Source organism: Paraburkholderia sp. BR10882, from assembly GCF_040948855.1.
GTDB lineage: Bacteria > Pseudomonadota > Gammaproteobacteria > Burkholderiales > Burkholderiaceae > Paraburkholderia > Paraburkholderia nodosa_A.
The window spans coordinates 40,261-58,435 of record NZ_JBFPKP010000027.1 but is presented as its reverse complement, the minus strand read 5'-3'; the positions used below and the strand labels follow the sequence as shown (position 1 = coordinate 58,435).

The following is an 18,175-nucleotide window of genomic DNA, read 5'->3' as shown; positions in this document are numbered from 1 at the left end:
TATGGATTGTCGGAAGACGAAGGAAAACCCATGTCCTCGATCGCATTGGATGTCCATACTCACCTTGTGCCCGGCGGCAGGGCTGCATTGCCGCCATTGGACGGTGTCGTCAGGCGGACTGCCGACGGTGTGATGGTGATCGACGGCCAGCCGCTGATGGCCATGGACCTGTATCACCCCGAGCGATTGCTCGCCTGGATGGAGGCCAACGGCGTGCGGCGTGCGCTGGTATCGGTGCCGCCGCCGCTCTACCGGCAGCACCTGGACGCCGTCGCAGCCCACACCTGGGCTTGTTACGTCAACGATGGCCTGCTCGAGATCGCCACTCGCCACAGTGCAAAGCTGGGTGCCTTGCTGCATTTGCCGATGGAGCACCCGGCGGTGGCGCAGGCATTGGCCGCGTGTTATGGCGAGTCGGCTCATGCAGGATACGCGCTGGCGGCAGGAGGCGTTGACGCCGTCGATTACGGCGATCCGGCGCACCGGCCGCTGTGGGAGCGGCTGGACGCGCAGGGCGCCTTCGTCTTCCTTCATCCGGCGCACTGTTGCGACGGCAGGCTCACACGGCATTACATGGAAAACTTGCTTGGTAATCCTTACGAGACCGCGGTCGCGGCGTCGCAACTGCTGATGGCGGATGTCCCGAAGCAGTACCCGCGCATCCGCTTCTGCCTCGCGCACGCTGGCGGCGCGTTCCCGGCGGTGTGCGGACGCTTGCAGCGTGGCTTCGACACCGGGCGTCCGGGAGTGCCGGCACAGATCGAGCCGCCCTTGCAGGCGGCGAGGCGCTTCTTCGCCGACTGCATCGCGCACCAGCCCGCCGGCCTGCGGCTGGCACAGGAGGTGTTCGGCCGCCCTAATGTGCTGTTCGGCTCGGACTGGCCGTTTCCCATGGGCATCCCCTCGCCGGGCACCGATGACACCGTGCGCGCGTGGAGACAAGACGCCACGCCGTAACGGCCCGGCGCACACACCACAACAGGCAGAGAACGAGAATCAAGGAGACAACATGAATGTGGAACAAGGATCAGCCGCGGCCGGTATGCCGGTGGCTGCCGATGCGCGGCGGGCGATGTTGCGCAAGACCGTCATGACATCGATCGTCGGGCAGGCACTCGAATGGTATGACTTCTTTCTATATGGCACGGCCGCGGCGCTGATCTTCGGCAAGCTGTTCTTCCCGATCGGCACGGACCCGCTGGTGGGCACGCTGGCGGCCTTCGGCGGCTTCGCGGTGGGGTTCGTCGCGCGCCCGCTCGGCGGCGTGATCTGCGGTCACGTGGGCGACCGCTACGGCCGCAAGCTGGTTCTGGTGCTGACGCTGGTCGTGATGGGGCTTGCCACCGCCCTGATGGGCCTCCTGCCGACGTATCGGCAGATCGGGATCTGGGCGCCCGTGCTGCTGGTGTTGCTGCGCCTCTTGCAAGGGCTGGCTGCTGGCGGCGAATGGAGCGGCAGCATCCTGCTGATCAGTGAGAATGCGCCGCCGACGCGGCGAGGCTTCCTGTCGGCCTGGAGCCCGAGCGGGGCGACCGTCGGCTTCGTGCTGTCGGCAGTCGCCTTCTGGGCGGCGCAGAAGCTGCCTGCCGAAGACTTCATGAGCTGGGGATGGCGCGTCCCGTTCCTCGCCAGCATCGTGCTGGTGCTGGCGGGCTACTACATCCGCAGCCGGATTCCCGAAAGCGCGGAGTTCGTGGCGGCCAGGCGCAGCGGCCACGGTGTGCGCCTGCCCGTGATCGAAGTGCTGCGCCAGCAGCCGAAGGAAGTGCTGATGGTGGTGGGGCTGCGCATGGCGGAAGGCGGCGCGTCCTATATCTTCTTCGCATTCTCGCTCGCCTATGGCGCACATCTTGGCATTCCTAACCAGGTCATGCTGGAAGGGCTGACGATCTCGATGGTGCTGGTCATGGGCACCGCACTGGCGTATGGCCACCTGTCCGACCGAATCGGCCGACGCACCGTCTATATGGCGGGCGCGGTCGGCGTGATGCTGGTGGCGTTCCCGTTCTTCTGGCTGATCGATACGCGCCAGCCGTCTCTGGTGCTGCTCGCTTACGTGCTGGCCGATTCCGTGGTGCTGGCCGCCATGGTCGGTGTACAGCCGAGCTATATGGCAGAGCTGTTCCGGACGGAAGTGCGCTACTCCGGCATGGGCGTTGGCCGCGAACTGTCGTCGGTGATCGGCGGCGGCGTGGCGCCGATGGTCGCCACGGCCCTGCTGGCGAAGTATCACTCGGCGACGCCTGTCGCGCTCTATCTGATCGTGCTGGGGGGCATCACGGTGATCGCGCTCATGTTCACGCCGGAAACGCTGCCCAGTGAGGCGCGCAGGCGCCCCGGGCACGCCTGAAGGAAGGGAGCGCCATGACAACCCCGACTTCACCCCTGGCCACGCCGATCGCACAGCGGCTCGTTTTCGATCTGGTGCGCGGAGAGGTCCGTGACCATGATCGCCGCTACCTGCTGATGCGCCCCGATGTCCTCATGGGCATGCTGCAGTTGCTGGATGACACCGCGCGGGCGCAAGCGCTGTGCGCCTTCGCCGACTCTACGGCCCGGCACGGCAAGCGCAGCATTCTCGCCTATCTCGACGGCCTGGCCGGCCGCGGGGCGGGCGACGGCAATGCGCTGCTCGATCTGATCTGCGAAACCTCGCCCGCCCTCGGCTGGGGGCGGTGGGACTTCGAGCGCAGCGGCGATGGTCTGGTTCTCAATGTTTTCAACAGCCCCTTTGCCGCGGGCTACGGGTCGGCGGTCCAGCCGGTCTGCGCGCCGATCGCAGGCATGTTCCGCACCGTCGCCGCGATTGTGTTGGGGCAACCTGTGCGGGTGCAGGAAACCGCGTGCGCCGCCGTGCACCCACATGCCACTTGTCGTTTTGTCGCGCGCCCGGCACTGGCGAGCAACGAGGAAGGAGACTTGACATGACCCGCTACCGGGACGATGCCGGCGCCATCCGCGCGCTGGTGCAGGAAGACCGCGTGCACCGCGACGTCTACCTCAGCGAGGAATTGTTCCGCCTCGAGCAGGAACGCTTGTTCCAGCGCAGCTGGAATTACGTCGGCCACGAAAGCCAGGTGCCCGAACCGGGCGACTACTACACCACGGAGATCGCCGGCCAGCCTCTGATCCTGGTGCGCCAGCCGGACCGCAACCTGCGGGTGCTGATGAACCGCTGTGCCCACAAAGGTGCGCGACTCGTTTGCCAGGTGCAAGGCAACACCGGCAAATTATTTCGTTGTCCATACCACGCGTGGGCCTACAAGACCGATGGCGCCTTGCTGGCCGTGCCGCTGAAGACTGGCTATGAACATACCCGCATGCACGCCTGCGAGTCCGGAGCTGGCCTGGTGGCGCCACGCATGGCGGTGCATCGCGGTTTCGTCTTCACTTGTTTGTCGGCGGACGGCCCGGAGTTTTCGGATTACCTCGGTCCCGTGCTGACGGTGCTCGACAGCCTCGCCGACCGCTCCCCCATGGGCGAACTGCAAATTGCCGGCGGCTGCCTGCGCAGCGTGATGCGGTGCAACTGGAAGATGTACCTCGAGAACGTCAATGATTCGGTGCACCCGGTTTCCACGCACGAGTCGGTCTCGGCGACGGCCAGGTCCGTGCAGGACACGCAGCCGGCCAATGCGCCGGAGTCGATAGCGCTGCAGCAACTGCTGCCATTCGGCTCGGGCTATGACTTCTTCACGAGAACTGGCGCGCGTATCTATCCGAACGGGCACAGCGTGCTGGGGATCCACGCCAGCATCCATTCGGGATATGACATGCCGGAGGATTACCGGCAGGCGCTGGAGGCGGCCCATGGCGCGCAGCGAACAGCTGAAATTCTCGGCTTCGCGCCGCAGAACGTGGTCCTGTTTCCGTCACTCGCGCTCAAGGGATCGCCGCAGACGCTGCGTGTGATCAAGCCGCTGGGCGTGGACCGTACGCTGGTCGAGGTCTGGGCGCTGGCACCCAAAGGAGCGCCGCAGGTGCTACTGGAGCGCACGCTGACCTACAACCGGCTGACGTTCTCGCCGATGTCGGTGGTGGCACATGACGACATCCATATTTTCGAGGGCGTCCAGAGATCGCTAGCCGCCCAGGGCAATCCATGGATCAGCCTGCATCGTGAGTACCGCGACGGCGAACAGCTGGAGCCGGAGCAGGAGGTGAGCGGCACTAACGAACTGCTGATGCGCAACCAGTTCCGCGCGTGGGCGACGCTGATGACGGCGGATGCGAAAGGAGCCTCGGCATGACTGGCTCCGACGCAACGATCGAACTGGTGGTCGACGAAGTGATTCCGCTGACCGGCACCATCACCGAGTTCCGTCTGCGGGATCCGGCGGGCAGGGCGCTGCCGGGGTACACCGCGGGCGCCCATCTGCGCGTGCGGGTCGCGCCTGGCGGCACCGCGGACTGGCGGCATTACTCGTTGATCAACGGCACGGTGGGCGCCACGCTGGCGCCTGAGGTCTACCGCATCGCCGTGCGGCGCGAAGACAATGGTCTGGGCGGCTCTCGCTGGATGCACACCATGCTGAAGCCTGGCAGCCGGTTGCTGACCAGCCAGCCGCGCAACGCCTTTGTGCTCGACGTGGATGCCGAAGACGCCGTGCTGATTGCCGGTGGCATCGGGGTCACGCCCATTGTGTCGATGGCGGCCGCGTTGGCGGGCGCCGGGCGGCGCTACCGCGTGCACTACAGCGCCCGCGACACCCGCCAGCTGGCATTTGCGCAGGAACTGCGCGGCATCGCCGGCGCGCACCTATCGCTTTACGCCGACGAGGGCGTACTGCCGGTGCTGGATATCGCGGCACTGTTGCAAGGCTTGCGTCCCGGCCAGCCCCTCTACGTCTGTGGCCCGGCGGGGATGATCGACGCGGTGCTGGCCCAGGCGTACGCGCGCGGGTGGGCTCGTGAGGACATTCATTTCGAGCGGTTTGCCGCGCCGCCTGCCGCGGCGTCCGACACCGGCTTTGAAGTCGAGCTGCGCCAGTCGGGTCGCACGCTCACGGTGGCGGCCGGGGAATCGATTCTTGACGCCATGCTGGAGGCGGGCCTCGACCCGCTTTACGACTGCAAGCGCGGTGAATGCGGGCTGTGCCGGACGACGGTGCTGGAAGGGGCACTCGATCACCGCGACTATTGCCTCAGTGAGTCGGAACGGCAGGCAGGCAATGTGATGCAAATCTGCGTGTCGCGCGCCGGCTGCGGGCGGCTGGTGCTCGATGCGTGAAGGGGAGCGGGAACATCATGGGTCAATACCGGGACAATCCGGAAGCCCTGCGCCGGCTGGTGCAGGACGAGCAGGTCCATCGGGACGTCTATCTCGATGAGGAGGTCTTCGCGCTGGAAATGGAGCGGCTCTGGTCACGGGCGTGGGTGTACGTCGGTCACGACAGCCAGGTGCCGCAAGCCGGCGACTTCATCACGGCGGACATCGCGGGGCAGCCCGTCATCATGGTGCGGCAGCCCGATGGCACGGTGAAAGTCCTGCGCAACCGGTGCGCACACAAGGGCACCCGGCTGGTTTCGCAGGCCAGCGGGAATGTCGGTCGCTTCTTCCGTTGCCCGTATCACGCGTGGACGTACAAGACGGATGGCGCGCTGCTGTCGATACCGCTGCGGCAAGGCTACGAGGGCACCAGCCTGGATGCCTGCCCCGCGAGCCAGGGCATGGGGGCGTTGCGGCACGTGGCGAGCTATCGCGGTTTTGTGTTTGCCCGCCTGGCTGACGACGGTCCGGCGTTCCACGCGTACTTTGGCGAGGCGCTGACGTCCATCGACAACATGGCCGATCGCGCGCCGGAGGGCGAGCTTGAAGTCGCGGGGGGCGTACTGCGCTACACCCACGACTGCAACTGGAAGATGTTCATCGAGAACCTGAACGACACCATGCACCCCATGGTGGCGCACGAGTCGTCTGCCGGCACGGCAAGACAGCTGTGGGCCGGCAAGCCGCAAGACGAGCCCCTGCCGATGGCGATCGAACAGCTGGTGCCCTTCACATCGGGCTATGCGTTCTCCGACGAGATGGGCGTGAGGGTGTTCGCCAACGGGCACAGTTACACGGGAGTCGGCACGGTGTCATTGCATGCCAATTATGTCCGCATGCCCGAATACGAGGAGCGCATGGCCGAGGTCTATGGTGTGACACGTGCCGCGGAGATCCTCGCAACGGTGCGGCACAACACCGTCTTCTATCCGAGCCTGACCATCAAGGGCGCCATTCAGGCGATCCGCGTAGTGCGGCCGGTGGCGCCCGGCAAGACGATCGTGGAATCGTGGACTTTCCGCCCCAAGGGTGCGCCGGAGGACCTGTTGCGCCGTACGCTGATGTACACGCGACTGATCAACTCGCCGATGTCCGTAGTCGGCCACGACGACCTGCACGCCTACCGCGCGATGCAGGAAGGGTTGCGTGCAGGCGGCAATGAGTGGGTGAGCCTGCACCGCAACTTCGATGCCTCCGAAGTCGGGCAGGAGGACACCACCGCCAACGGCACGAGCGAAATCTCCATGCGCAATCAGTTCCGCGCATGGGCCCGATACATGTCACCGGAAATCCAGTCAGGAGATAAAACAAAATGAGCCAGCCCCAACTCACGACGCCGCCCGCGCGGGATGACCTGATCGCCTTCGTCTATGAAGAAGCACGGCTGATCGACGACAAACGCCTCGACGATTGGCTCGCGCTCTTCGCGGACGACGGCCGCTACTGGATTCCGCTCGTGCCGGGCCAGCCGGATGGCATTAACCACGCGTCGCTGATGTACGAAGACCGCCTGCTGCTTCAACTGCGCATCGAGCGCATGCGCAGCCCGCGTGCTTTCTCCCTGCAGCCGGAAAGCCGTTGCCTGCACGTGCTGCAGAGTCCGGAAGTGGTGGTGCAGGACCACGAGAGCGGTACGTACCTCACGCGCACCCGCTACATATACGTGGAGACGCGCGGCGAGGAACAGCAGGTCTATGCCTGTACGGCCGAGCACACCCTTGTGCTGCGCGACGGCATGCTGAAGGTGCGGCAGAAACGGGTCAACCTGCTGAACTGCGACGCCGCATTGCCCTCGGTCCAGCTTTTTATGTAGAGCTACCGGCGGCGCGCGGCGCGCCGCGCGCCGCTGAATACCCAGTCTGCTTCTGTCGCGGTAAACGCAAGAGTCGGTCAGTTCAAATACGATACGTATTCCTTCTTCAGCCAGTTAAATCATGGCGGAATCGATATTGTGTCACCCCGTTGCCTCGTGCGAGAATTATGTAATCCAGATTAATTTCGATCGACCGTGATGCTAAAAATCGCTGCCAAATGGTTCGAGTGCAAGCAGTTAGACGACGACGTCTATCTGTTCTGGGAGCCACATGTGATTCCCTTGTTCCGGTGCAACATCTGGTACGTGCGTGGCCGTGATCGCGATCTGATTATCGATTCTGGAATGGGCTTTTCGAGCCTCAAGGAGGCCGGCAAGCACCTGTTTGGTAAACGCACGGCAGCAATCGCGACGCACGCGCATCTCGATCACGTGGGCAATCTTCACGAGTTCGACGAATGCATGGTCCATCGGCTCGAGGCGCCGGGGCTGCGTAATCCGCAATGGTCATATACGCTCGCGGACGACCGCTTCAATCCCGAGTACTTCAAGAGTGCATTTGCCGATTTCCCTTACGAGGGCTCCGTGGTGGATGCGTTGCCGCACGCGGGATATGAACTCGCGAGCTGGCACATCAAGCCAGCTCATGTGACACGCGAACTCGTCGACGGCGACATCATCGATACCGGCGACAGACATTTCGAGGTGCTGCATCTGCCGGGGCATTCACCGGGCAGCATCGGCCTTTGGGAAGCGCGTACACAAACGCTATTTTCGGGGGATGCGATCTATGATGGCCCGTTGATCGACGACCTTCATCACTCGTCGGTGCCGGATTACGTGAAGACCATGCAGCGTCTCGCGCGTTTGCCAGTCAAGGTCGTCCACGGCGGCCATGACGCGAGCTTCAGCAGGGAGCGGCTCCTCGAACTCGTTGGTACGTATCTCAAGCGCATCGGTGCGTGAGCGGGGGGCGCCGCATGCCGGCGCTCGCTTCGATGCCGCTCAGAAGGCGTAAATGAACTGCATGGCGAACAAGTCATTCGCCTTGGCATACGATCCATCATTGCGGAGGAAGACCCGGTTGTTTGCCCAATCGTGCCGATACTCGACCTTCACCGTAATCTGCTGCGTCGGATAGAAGAGCAGATTCAGCGCAACGTCCTGACGAACCGCCCCCTTGCATTCGAATCCGAGGCCGCCGTTTGCCTTCGAGTTTGCCAGGCAGTCCGCGCCAATGCCAAAGCCGTTGTAAGGGTCCATGCCGTTACCGTTCAGGAATATGCCCCCACCCCCACCACCGTTCTGGCTATTGACGAGGAAGTCGTAGCGCGCGGTGGCGCCCATGCGGCCAACGACCGGCATCGAGAACTTGCGGTGTGCCAGCAATGACAAGCCATACCACTGTGCATTGCCGCCATTGAACGCGGCGCGTTGCTGCGTGCCATAGTCGGCCTCGGCATTGAACTGCGCATCGGCAAGCGTGTAAGTGGCGTCGAGCTCGCCGAATATGAAGTATCCGCCCGAACTCGATGCCTGGCCGCCCGCTCCATAAACGGTGCGGCCTGTCACCGGATCGTGGGCGCTCGGCAACGTCTGCCGCCCGATGGTGAACGAGCCACCGGTGTCGAGCGCCGTGGACCACGTATAGTCCGCTCGCGCGGCGAAGCTCGGCACGCGGTTGCTTGTCGTGACAGGGTCGCCAAGCGCATTCTGTCCTGTCTGCGTGACGGCGCCGTAGGTCCGGGCCTGTTCATTGCCGAGCATGAACTTCCAGGACCAGTTGCTGGCTTGGGGCGTGTAATTGAGGCCGACGCCGACGTAGGCGGCCGGGTCCGAGAAGTCATAGAGCAGGTTATGGGTCAGAGTCAGCGTTTGCGTGGACAGCTGATATTCATATCCGCCGAACGCGCTCATCAGTCCGGCAAGGAAGGTCGTCGTGCCCGACAACGGCACGGTGACGAATGCCGTGTTGAGAATGTTGTTGCCAATGTTGCCATGCTCGTTTGCCAGCAGCGAAATGCCATTGCCCCGATTGGGCATCAGCGAGAATTCGGCCGATGGCGCCATGGGGCCGACACCGAACGTCTTCTTGATGTTGAGGTAGACGTCGCCGATCGTGCCGTTGAAGTACGTATAGGATGACTCGTGATTCGCGAAGAGAAACGACGAGGTCCTGGCGGCCCGGTTATAGACGTACGCGGGATCGATATATCCGGTCACCGAAAGTCCGGCGAGCGGTCCCGAGGTGGCGGCATCGGAGAGCGAGTCGACTTTCAGCTGCTGGCTCGCGAGCTGCTGCTTCATGTCGGCGACGTCGTCGTTGGTCAGCCTTGCAGGCGCGTTTCCGTAGCCGGATACCGACGCATCGACGATTTTTGGCGCGTTTGCAGCGGGCGGTTTTGCGGCGAGTTCGGCCTTCAGCGACTCCACCTCCTTCTGCAGCGCCTTGAGTTCTTGCTGCAGTCCTTCGATCCGCGCGGAGATCGGATCGGCTGTCGCGAGACACGGGACGGTGCCGCTCACGAACAGGCAGATCAGTTTCCACCGCATGGAAAGTCTCCTTACTGTGTGGCCTTTTAAAGGGCAAAGCGAGTCCCTATCCGGGCCCAAATCGGTTGGCGTCGGGGGGAGTGGTGCAGCCGCCCGCCAAGGCTTGCCGGCGAAGCGGCAAGCCATCAGTCAGTTCGCGACGGTGTCGTCGGGGGGCTGAAGTGCTGTTATGGCGCCGTGCTGCCGCCGTGTGACAGGCGCGACCTTAGCGGCCGTCCTTCAGCTGCGACCAAAGACGCGTTTCCAGACGCTTGATTGCCGCGGGCAGCGGCTGTTGCATGAACAGCGTTGCAAGGACCTCGGGCTTTGGATAAACCATTGGGTCGTCGAGCAGCTCGGGTTTAACGAACTTCGAAGCGGCGCTGTCGGCGTTGGGGTAGTAAATCGTGTTGGTTATCGCTGCGTGAACTTCAGGCCGCTCGATGTAGTTGATCCACTTGAGCGCCGCTTCCGGATGAGGCGCGTCCTTCGGGATCGCCATCATCTGGAACGAGACCGGTGCACCGCTCTTCGGTATGACGTACGCCAGCACGATATCTTTGTGTGCCTCGCGCACGCGGCTCGCAGCCATCTTGACGTCGCCCGACCAACTCACCCCGAAGCAGATGTCCCCGCCGGCGAGGTCATTGATCCATGAATAAAGGGCGAATTGCGTCACATAAGGGCGAATGCTCTTCAGCAATTCATAGGCGGCCTGATAATCAGCCGGATTGTGACTGTTCGGATCCTTGCCGAGATAGTGCAGGGCGATGGAAAACATGTCGGTCGGCGAGTCGAGCAGCGAGACGCCGCAGCTCTTCAACTTGCTCAGGTATTCCGGCTTGAAGAGGACGTCCCAGTTGTCGAGCGCGACGGAGGGCCCGAGTGCCTTGCGCGCCTGGCTGACGTTGTACGCGAGACCGGTCGTGCCCCATGCCCAGGGCACGCCGTATTGATGCCCCGGGTCGGCCGCGTCGGTCAGCTTCAACAGTTGCGGATCCAGGTTGGCAAGGTTCGGCAGCCTGGACTTGTCCAGCTTCAGGTAGATCCCCGCGGCCGCTTGCGCGCCGAGGTAGCTCGACGAAGGCACGACGATATCGTAGCCAGACGAACCGGTAAGCAGCTTCGCCTGCAACGTGTCGTCGCTATCGAACACGTCGTAGCGGACGTGGATGCCGGTCTCCTTCTCGAAGTTTGGGACGGTATCCTTAGCGATAAAATCGTCCCAGTTATAGACGTTGAGCATGTTCTCGTCTGCGAGCGCTGTCGTCGCGAATGCACAACAGGTGAGCAAGGCGAGCGCTATCCGTAAATTCGGTGCTGGCATGATGTCTCCGATAGGGTCTATGGTCGTTATAGTGAGTTGGCGCGTTCAGGGGTGGGGTTGCTTGCGCATGAGGAACAGAATGTCGGCCGCGAGATGCGCGGCCGCGAGCGCGGTGACATCGCTCTGATCGTAGGACGGCGCCACTTCCACGACGTCGGCGCCGACAAGCTGAATCCCGTCCAGCTCGCGCACGATCTCCAGTGCCTGCGCCGAGGAGAGTCCGCCCGCGACGGGCGTGCCGGTGCCCGGGGCGAAGGCAGGATCGAGACAGTCGATATCGAAGGTCAGATACACGGGGGCATCGCCTACCACCTCGAAAATCCGGTCGACCACAGCTGCTGTGCCGTGACGATGCACCCAGGGGGCATCGAGTACGCGTACACCCATGAAGTCGCTGTTCCACGTCCGGATGCCGACCTGAACCGACCGCGCCGGATCGATCAGGCCTTCGCGGATCGCCTTGTAGAACATCGTGCCGTGATTGAGCGAATCCGCGTGCTCGTCGGGCCATGTATCGCAATGCGCGTCGAAATGAATCAGCCCGAGGGGGCGGCCGAAACGTTCGACGTGTGCGATCAACAGAGGGTATGTGATGTAGTGGTCGCCGCCCAGCGTCAGCATCTTGGCCCCTGAGACGAGGATAGTGCGGGCGTGGGCCGCAATGGCATCGCGGATCGTCCACGGCCGATGCGCATCGAACCAGCAGTCGCCATAGTCGATCACGTTCAGTGCGTCGAGCGGCGCAAGGCCCCATGGATAAATGCCCAACTCCGCCAGTTGTACCGAGGCCGCACGCACGGCAGCGGGGCCGAGGCGCGCGCCGGGGCGGTAGGTGGTTGCAAGGTCGAGCGGCACACCGGAAATGGCAACGTCGACGCCGGTGAGATCACGGCTATAGGGGCGACGCAAGAATGACAGCGGTCCGGCGTAGGTCGGCGAAGCGGGGTCTTGCTGCTGCGGGGAACGATTGGTTGCTTGCGCGGAGTCGGTGGCGAATGGGTCTTTTTGCAAGGCGGAGGTCATGATCTCGGTATGTAAGGTGCCAGTAAATCGATTCATATGACTTGTCGTCCTTTCAGACGGAATTCCATAAACGCTATGATTCGCCGGACACAATTGATATAAAAGCGAAGGATTTTTCTGGAACTATCGATTTCGTTCATACCGCGATGCGAAGACTTCCACCTCTCCAGGCATTGCTGGCCTTCGATTCGGCGGCCCGACTGGGCTCGTTCACACGTGCGGCTCAGGAGCTGTCGCTGACCCAGTCCGCGATTAGCCATCAGATCCTTCAACTCGAGGAATGGACCGGACAATCTCTCTTTTTGCGTGTGGGCCGGGGCGTCGTGTTGACCGCGGCCGGCAAGCTGTTTGCGCAGACAGTGGCCGGCGCGCTCGCGCTGCTGAGCGACGGCCGCGAGAGGATCGAGCCGTATGGCAACCCCGATTCGGTGCTGCTCTATTGCCCGCCGGAATTTGCCTCGGGCTGGCTGATTCCGCGCATGGGCGAACTGACGGCCGCGATGCCGAACGTCGAGATCTGGCTGGTGACCGATATGGAGGTCACCGAGATCGACCGCGTCGACATCGATCTCGTGATATCGGCCAAGCCGATCAAGTCGCCGGATGTCGAATGCCTGCTGCTGATGGAGCAAGAAAAAGTGGCGATCTGCGGACCCGAGACTGCGAGCGGGCTGTATCACGCGCCGTTTCCCGAGGTGCTGGCGCGTGCACCGCTGCTCGTGCACGAACAATCACAGGAATGGGCACCCTGGTTGCCCGAACTGCGGCGCAGCGGTCTGCAAACCCGGCGCGTCATGACGAGTGCCGATCCGCATTTGCTCGTGGCGGCTGCGCAGCGGGAGGCCGGCATTGCCATGGTCTCGCAGCTGTTCGCGAGCGAAGCGCTGGCGCAACAGCGCGTATGCCGACTGCCACAGGTGCCAGGGGTTGCAATGCCGCCTCTGTGGCTCATGAAATCGAAGCTGCCCGCGCGCTCGACGGCGGTCGAGCCCGCCTTCCGATGGATTGCATCGGCATGCGGTGCCTGCGTCGATGATGCGTCCACGCCGATGCAGTGATTTCACAACACATCAAGCACCGCGGCGCGCGAGATCAACAGGTCGATGCACGTTTTCCGCGTTCAGCTTGACCATCGGAAAATCTGTGGTATCGTTCCCAAATCAAAATCGATAAGCGAACAGGAGACCAGCGATGGAGTCCCTCAACGGACGCAGGCCGACCGTCATCGACGTAGCGAAGCGTGCAGGGGTCTCCAAAAGTACTGCGGCACGGGTGCTGTCGGACGCGCCTAACATTTCCGATTCGGCGAGAGAGCAGGTGCTGCTGGCTGCGAAAGCGCTGGGCTACACACGTAATGAACTGGCGGTCAGCATGCGTTCGGGCCGCAGCGGCATGCTGGGGCTTGTCTTGCCGGACATCGCGAATCCGTTTTGGGGCGAGGTTGCGCGGGGTGCACAGGATCGGGCCGCGGATGCAGGGGTTTCCATCCTGATTTTTTCGTCCAACTGGAGCGCGGAAAAGGAAAGGATGCATTTGAGCACCATGATGCAGGCGCGTGTCGATGGCGCGATCATTAATCCAGTCGCCGACGAACTCGGCGATCTCGAGCGTTTTGGATTGCCTTGCATCATGATTGGATCGAGCGCGGAGCGGTTTCCCGACAGTGCTTCGATTGGCTCGGACATTGCACAAGGCGTGGCTCTGGGCATGGATTACCTGCGCTCCCAAGGCCATCTTCGGCCCGCCCTCATCGTCGGACAGCGCACCCGCCTTGCCCGTGCGCGGTTTTTGCGCGCGGTACACGAACATTGCATCAAGCATGACATCGATCCCGTCACCCTGCCCGTGGAAGACGCCGACTACACGACGGAAGGCGGCGCACTCGCTATGCGACGTTTGCTGGAGCGGCATGAGGGCGGACATCTATGTGTGTTCGCCGCGAACGACCTCATGGCGCTCGGAGCGATGGGCGCCGTTCGAGAGACGGGTTTGCATTGTCCACAAGATGTGTCGATTCTTGGCTTCGACGGCATTCAAGCGGGCGCATTCGCGTGGCCAGGACTCACAACGATAGAAAAGCCCGCTCGTCAGATCGGCGCCGAGGCCGTCGCGCAACTCCTCAAACGCGATGTCGAGGCAGCCCAAGGCTCGCGGATTTATCTGCCATGCACGTTAACTGAACGTGGATCGATCGCCGATCTGCGTCGCAAATCGATGCGCGACTCCGTGGCATCAGGGGAGAGGCGCTGAGTCGCGACGACATCGATATATTTTTTCTGCAGAATGGGAACGTTCCCATACTCATGACAAAGCCAAAACTTATTGGAGGAGACAGGAACCATGTTGACCGTTCAACCAATCGTCCAACCGCCCGGCAGAACATATCTCCGGCCGATGCTGACCATCGGCATGTTGTACTTCGTGACCGGGGCCTTCAGTTGGCTAAACGGGCCGTTAACCGTCTTCGTCAAATTGGCCTTCAGGCTTGATGACGTTCAGGCGCTCCTGATTACCGTCGTCTTCTATGTTCCATACTTTCTGTTCGCATTGCCGTATGCCGCTGCGCTGAAGCGAATCGGGATGAAAAGAGGGATGGCGGCAGGCCTGGGAGTCATGTCGATCGGTGCGCTGTCCTTCAGCTGGTTCGTTGGTGCGCACAGCTACCCCGGCGTACTTGCAAGCCTTTTGGTGATCGGAACCGGCCTGTCCCTGATGCAGACCGCCTACAACCCGTACGTCAGCATTCTGGGGCCGATCGACAGCGCGGCGCGGCGTGTGGCTACCATGGGAATCTGCAACAAGACCGCGGGTATCCTTGCCCCCTACGTATTCGGCGCATTGGTTATGGGTAGCGTGGGCGAATTCGTCAGCCGGGTCAAAGCGGCGCCGACAGCAGCACATGCCGACGCTCTGCTCAACGCATTTGCCGCCAGACTGCACGGACCGTATCTCACGCTCGCGGCCATTCTCGCGGCGCTCGCCATTTTCATCGCATTTTCGTCTCTCCCCGACATCAAGCCATCGGAAGTCAATGTCGCTGAGCGCAGTAGTCATTCCGCGCGCAGCATCTTTTCATTTCCTCATCTTTGGTTTGGAGTGCTTTGCATCTTCACGTACATAGGCGCTGAAGTGCTGGCCGGTGACGCCATCGGCCTATACGGGCAAAGCCTGAATCTGCCGCTCGACGCAACCAAACACTTCACCTCTTACACGATGTCCGCGATGCTCGTTGGCTACCTGGTCGGCCTCGTTCTCGTGCCGCGCTTTATCTCGCAGCAGCGCTATCTGGTCGTCTCCGCACTCATTGGCGTGCTGCTCAGCGTTTGCGCATATCTCTCTGGCGGCTATACGTCGATTGCGTTCATCGCTGCACTGGGCTTTGCGCACGCGATGATGTGGCCGGCGATTTTTCCGCTCGCGATCAAAGGACTGGGCCGGTTTACCGAAACCGGATCGGCATTGCTGATTATGGGAATTGTGGGGGGAGCCGTGATGCCTCAACTCTTTGCACACCTGAAGCGAGTGTATGACTTTCAGTTTGTGTACATGGTGCTAACCGTGTCGTGCTACCTGTACATCATGTACTACGGCTTCCATGGCCATATGGTGGGCAGGCGGGAATCGAGCGTAACGAGGTCCCAAACGCAACGGACCCGACACGGCAGCGGCGAAAACAAGGACAAGGAAAACGTATGAGCATTGCCCACCAGTCACTGCAGGACCGTATCCGTGGACTTCTGTACGGGATCGCGTACGGCGACGCGCTCGGCGCCACGGTCGAGAAGCTTTCGGCGTCGCAAATCCGTGAGCGCTTCGGGCGAGTCACTTCGATCAATACCGAATGGCACCGCGCGAAAGATGACGAAGCCGGCCGTAAGGGACGCATACGTGGAGGCGGCATTGTCACCGACGACACCTTCATGGTGCTATCGCTGATGAGTGTGTACAACGAGGTCGGTCGGCACCTCGACGCGTGGGATATGGCCGATGCAATGGTGCGCCAGATCGCCTGGGTTCCGCGATGGATACCCGAACTGCAGCGCGAGACGGTGCTGATCGAGCGATTGTTTTATCCGGAGAAATGGATCTATTTGCGGCATCAGCTTGCTTCCTGCGATCCGCGTCAAGGAGGAATGGGGAACATGGTCAACTGCGGTGCGGCCATGTACATCGCGCCGATCGGCGCGATCAACGCCGGCGATCCCAAGGGCGCCTATGACGAAGCGATCGCATTTGCCAGCGGGCATCAGGAGAGCTATGGGCTCGAAGCAGCCGGTGTGCTCGCCAGTGCGGTAGCCGCGGCGTTCGTGCCTGGCGTCGCGATCGAAGCGGTTGTCGAGGCAGCGCTCGGCGTCGCAAAGGACGGCACGCGTGCAGCGATTGACGCGATCGCCGATGCCGCAGTGCGACTGCGCGGCAAAGACTACGAGACGGTGGTCACGGAATTTCACCGGATCATCGGACGCTTCTCGCCGATTGGTGACGATGTCGAGCATACCGCGAGAAAAGCCGGTATTGCGTCCGACGCCTATCGGCCCTCGCGGCGTCTTTCGATCGAAGAATTGCCGCTGGCGCTCGGCTTCATCATGACGAACTACGGCGACTTCCATCAGGCGATCGAGGACGGCATCAATTCGGGACGCGACACCGATTCGATTGGCGTGATGATCGGAGCGGTGCTGGGGGCAATGCATGGCAGCACCGTGATCGAGGAGCGCATTTGCCGGCAACTTGACGAGGTGAACCGGCTGGATCTGCTGTTCGCGGCCGATTGCTTCGGTCAAACGGTGAAGGCTGTTCACGAGGCGGACCGTGCGTTCGCTGAAAAGAAGTTCAAGGTGCGCGCGGACCTCGCACGGAGGACAGGGAGTCCTGAAGCGTTTGGCACGGAATAGTCAGAACTTATGCCCGGGTGGTCGGTATTCGTATCGATCTCCGTTTTCAAATTGATTAGTACTACGAGTTATATAATGAGAGACCCTATCCCATTTTCTGCGATTGCAATCGCAATGTTTGCATTGACTGGCATCGCGCATGCACAGTCAAGCGTTACGCTCTATGGGATCGTCGACGATGGCCCCAGTTACACGAGCAATGCGGGTGGCCATGCTGGCTGGCAAATGGTCAGTGGAAGCGCGCAGGGAAGTCGTTGGGGGCTAAAGGGAATTGAAGACCTGGGAGGCGGCCTCACGACGATATTCAGGCTCGAAAACGGCTTCAACATCAATAACGGCACGCTATCGCAGGGCGGTCGGGAGTTCGGACGTCAAGCGTATTTCGGATTGGCTTCGAGCACGCTCGGGACGCTGACGCTGGGTCGCCAACTCGACATGATCAATGATTATGTGGCGCCAATGACGGCAAACTCGTCGTGGGGCGGTTATGCCTTCTCGCATCCGTTCGATAACGACAATACGGACGGCTCGTTTCGCATCAACAACGCGATCAAGTACACCAGCGCGAACTATCTGGGCCTTAGTGTCGGGGCGACATACGCGTTCAGCAACACAACGGGTTTCGCGCAAGACCGTGAATACAGCGTGGGGGTTCAGTACACGCACGGTCCTCTGGTAATTGCCGGCGCGTACTCGAACGTCAACGGCCTCGGCACCAGCACGAACGGTGCCGTCACGCCCGACACCGCGCCGTTCGTCGCAGATTCCCAGAAGATAGCTGGCGCGGGAATCAAGTACGCTTTCGGACCTGCGGCAGTCGCCTTCGTTTATACCTTTACGGACATCGGCCAGCCCGTAAGGAACAACCTCGTTCGCGCAACACTGAACGGCACCCGCTTGAGATTCAGCAACTACGAAATCAACGGGTCATACCAGGTGACTCCGCAGTTCTCCATGATGGCGATGTACACCTTTACACATGGCGACTACGCCGCGAGCAACGGAACCGTCCGCCCGAACTGGAACGAGATTGGGGTGATGGGCGACTACCTGCTATCAAAGCGCACCGACGTGTATGTCCAGGGCGTGTGGCAGCACGTGAGCGGCGTGGCTGATGACATGGGCGGAATGGGCGGGGCGTTGATACTCGGCAGTGCGGGGCAGTCGAGTACGGCTAGCCAGATGCTCGTGCACGTGGGACTGCGGCACAAATTCTGAGTGCGCTAGCCGGTGGTTTTCCGTAGATCAGTTGGGTGTGGGCGTGGGGCGATGCCGTGCGCCCAGACCGATTCGGGCTCCTGCTGCAACGCCCTTCG

16 protein-coding genes are annotated in these 18,175 nt (G+C 62.0%); 13 read left to right on the top strand and 3 right to left on the bottom strand.

From position 1 onward, the window contains the following. The first annotated feature begins 30 nt into the window (after window positions 1-30). The 8 genes from AB3X99_RS37020 to AB3X99_RS36985 all read left to right on the top strand — a co-directional run bounded on the left by AB3X99_RS37020 (window position 31) and on the right by AB3X99_RS36985 (window position 8,048). Entirely contained in the window at window positions 31-957 is a 927-nt protein-coding gene (locus AB3X99_RS37020) for an amidohydrolase family protein (protein WP_368619763.1), read from the top strand. A gap of 85 nt (window positions 958-1,042) precedes the next feature. Further along, window positions 1,043-2,350 (top strand): MFS transporter, encoded by a 1,308-nt coding sequence (locus AB3X99_RS37015; RefSeq protein ID WP_368619779.1) that lies wholly within the window; start codon window positions 1,043-1,045, stop codon window positions 2,348-2,350. A gap of 14 nt (window positions 2,351-2,364) precedes the next feature. After that, a complete protein-coding gene (locus tag AB3X99_RS37010) occupies window positions 2,365-2,928 on the top strand; it encodes a V4R domain-containing protein (protein WP_368619762.1) in 564 nt (187 codons plus the stop codon). Next, window positions 2,925-4,250: a Rieske 2Fe-2S domain-containing protein gene (locus AB3X99_RS37005; RefSeq protein WP_368619761.1), complete on the top strand. Its 1,326-nt coding sequence runs from the start codon at window positions 2,925-2,927 to the stop codon at window positions 4,248-4,250. Before AB3X99_RS37010 ends, AB3X99_RS37005 begins: the two co-directional genes overlap by 4 nt. Continuing rightward, entirely contained in the window at window positions 4,247-5,230 is a 984-nt protein-coding gene (locus tag AB3X99_RS37000; protein ID WP_069267295.1) for a PDR/VanB family oxidoreductase, read from the top strand. Before AB3X99_RS37005 ends, AB3X99_RS37000 begins: the two co-directional genes overlap by 4 nt. A gap of 17 nt (window positions 5,231-5,247) precedes the next feature. Next, a complete protein-coding gene (locus tag AB3X99_RS36995; RefSeq protein WP_368619760.1) occupies window positions 5,248-6,585 on the top strand; it encodes an aromatic ring-hydroxylating dioxygenase subunit alpha in 1,338 nt (445 codons plus the stop codon). Beyond that, the gene (locus AB3X99_RS36990) at window positions 6,582-7,082 is read left to right on the top strand and encodes an aromatic-ring-hydroxylating dioxygenase subunit beta (protein WP_368619759.1); all 501 of its coding nucleotides are present in this window, start codon (window positions 6,582-6,584) and stop codon (window positions 7,080-7,082) included. Before AB3X99_RS36995 ends, AB3X99_RS36990 begins: the two co-directional genes overlap by 4 nt. A gap of 198 nt (window positions 7,083-7,280) precedes the next feature. Further along, window positions 7,281-8,048: an MBL fold metallo-hydrolase gene (locus AB3X99_RS36985; protein WP_368619758.1), complete on the top strand. Its 768-nt coding sequence runs from the start codon at window positions 7,281-7,283 to the stop codon at window positions 8,046-8,048. Window positions 8,049-8,087: 39 nt separating this feature from the next. On the opposite strand, the gene AB3X99_RS36980 is transcribed toward AB3X99_RS36985, so the two are convergent. The 3 genes from AB3X99_RS36980 to speB form a co-directional block, all read right to left on the bottom strand. Then, a complete protein-coding gene (locus AB3X99_RS36980; RefSeq protein ID WP_368619778.1) occupies window positions 8,088-9,635 on the bottom strand; it encodes a DUF3138 family protein in 1,548 nt (515 codons plus the stop codon). 205 nt (window positions 9,636-9,840) lie between these two features. Further along, the gene (locus AB3X99_RS36975; RefSeq protein ID WP_368619777.1) at window positions 9,841-10,860 is read right to left on the bottom strand and encodes a polyamine ABC transporter substrate-binding protein; all 1,020 of its coding nucleotides are present in this window, start codon (window positions 10,858-10,860) and stop codon (window positions 9,841-9,843) included. Between the two features lie 126 nt (window positions 10,861-10,986). Beyond that, window positions 10,987-11,964, bottom strand: a complete 978-nt coding sequence (gene speB / locus AB3X99_RS36970; RefSeq protein WP_368619757.1) for an agmatinase — start codon at window positions 11,962-11,964, stop codon at window positions 10,987-10,989. A gap of 41 nt (window positions 11,965-12,005) precedes the next feature. Here speB and AB3X99_RS36965 point away from each other — a divergent pair, with 41 nt between their 5' ends. From AB3X99_RS36965 to AB3X99_RS36945, 5 genes are all read left to right on the top strand, one after another. Next, the gene (locus AB3X99_RS36965; protein WP_368619756.1) at window positions 12,006-13,022 is read left to right on the top strand and encodes a LysR substrate-binding domain-containing protein; all 1,017 of its coding nucleotides are present in this window, start codon (window positions 12,006-12,008) and stop codon (window positions 13,020-13,022) included. Between the two features lie 133 nt (window positions 13,023-13,155). Next, on the top strand, window positions 13,156-14,214 hold the full coding sequence (locus AB3X99_RS36960; RefSeq protein ID WP_368619755.1) for a LacI family DNA-binding transcriptional regulator: 1,059 nt from the start codon (window positions 13,156-13,158) through the stop codon (window positions 14,212-14,214). Between the two features lie 90 nt (window positions 14,215-14,304). Next, window positions 14,305-15,660 carry a sugar MFS transporter gene (locus AB3X99_RS36955; RefSeq protein ID WP_368619754.1) on the top strand — a complete coding sequence of 452 codons (1,356 nt, stop codon included), beginning with the start codon at window positions 14,305-14,307 and terminating at the stop codon, window positions 15,658-15,660. Continuing rightward, on the top strand, window positions 15,657-16,859 hold the full coding sequence (locus AB3X99_RS36950) for an ADP-ribosylglycohydrolase family protein (protein ID WP_368619753.1): 1,203 nt from the start codon (window positions 15,657-15,659) through the stop codon (window positions 16,857-16,859). The genes AB3X99_RS36955 and AB3X99_RS36950 overlap by 4 nt, the downstream gene beginning before the upstream one ends. A 75-nt stretch (window positions 16,860-16,934) precedes the next feature. After that, window positions 16,935-18,077 (top strand): porin, encoded by a 1,143-nt coding sequence (locus tag AB3X99_RS36945; RefSeq protein ID WP_368619752.1) that lies wholly within the window; start codon window positions 16,935-16,937, stop codon window positions 18,075-18,077. Window positions 18,078-18,175: the final 98 nt, after the last annotated feature.

Bases quoted from the DNA above. Each gene is read 5' to 3' on its own strand.
- AB3X99_RS36990 (WP_368619759.1), top strand. From the start codon at position 6,582: ATGAGCCAGCCCCAACTCACGACGCCGCCCGCGCGGGATGACCTGATC.
- AB3X99_RS36975 (WP_368619777.1), bottom strand. From the start codon at position 10,860: ATGCTCAACGTCTATAACTGGGACGATTTTATCGCTAAGGATACCGTC.
- AB3X99_RS36945 (WP_368619752.1), top strand. From the start codon at position 16,935: ATGAGAGACCCTATCCCATTTTCTGCGATTGCAATCGCAATGTTTGCA.
- AB3X99_RS37005 (WP_368619761.1), top strand. From the start codon at position 2,925: ATGACCCGCTACCGGGACGATGCCGGCGCCATCCGCGCGCTGGTGCAG.
- AB3X99_RS36955 (WP_368619754.1), top strand. From the start codon at position 14,305: ATGTTGACCGTTCAACCAATCGTCCAACCGCCCGGCAGAACATATCTC.
- AB3X99_RS36950 (WP_368619753.1), top strand. From the start codon at position 15,657: ATGAGCATTGCCCACCAGTCACTGCAGGACCGTATCCGTGGACTTCTG.
- AB3X99_RS36980 (WP_368619778.1), bottom strand. From the start codon at position 9,635: ATGCGGTGGAAACTGATCTGCCTGTTCGTGAGCGGCACCGTCCCGTGT.
- AB3X99_RS36995 (WP_368619760.1), top strand. From the start codon at position 5,248: ATGGGTCAATACCGGGACAATCCGGAAGCCCTGCGCCGGCTGGTGCAG.
- AB3X99_RS37010 (WP_368619762.1), top strand. From the start codon at position 2,365: ATGACAACCCCGACTTCACCCCTGGCCACGCCGATCGCACAGCGGCTC.
- AB3X99_RS37000 (WP_069267295.1), top strand. From the start codon at position 4,247: ATGACTGGCTCCGACGCAACGATCGAACTGGTGGTCGACGAAGTGATT.
- AB3X99_RS37015 (WP_368619779.1), top strand. From the start codon at position 1,043: ATGCCGGTGGCTGCCGATGCGCGGCGGGCGATGTTGCGCAAGACCGTC.
- speB (WP_368619757.1), bottom strand. From the start codon at position 11,964: ATGACCTCCGCCTTGCAAAAAGACCCATTCGCCACCGACTCCGCGCAA.
- AB3X99_RS36985 (WP_368619758.1), top strand. From the start codon at position 7,281: ATGCTAAAAATCGCTGCCAAATGGTTCGAGTGCAAGCAGTTAGACGAC.
- AB3X99_RS37020 (WP_368619763.1), top strand. From the start codon at position 31: ATGTCCTCGATCGCATTGGATGTCCATACTCACCTTGTGCCCGGCGGC.
- AB3X99_RS36960 (WP_368619755.1), top strand. From the start codon at position 13,156: ATGGAGTCCCTCAACGGACGCAGGCCGACCGTCATCGACGTAGCGAAG.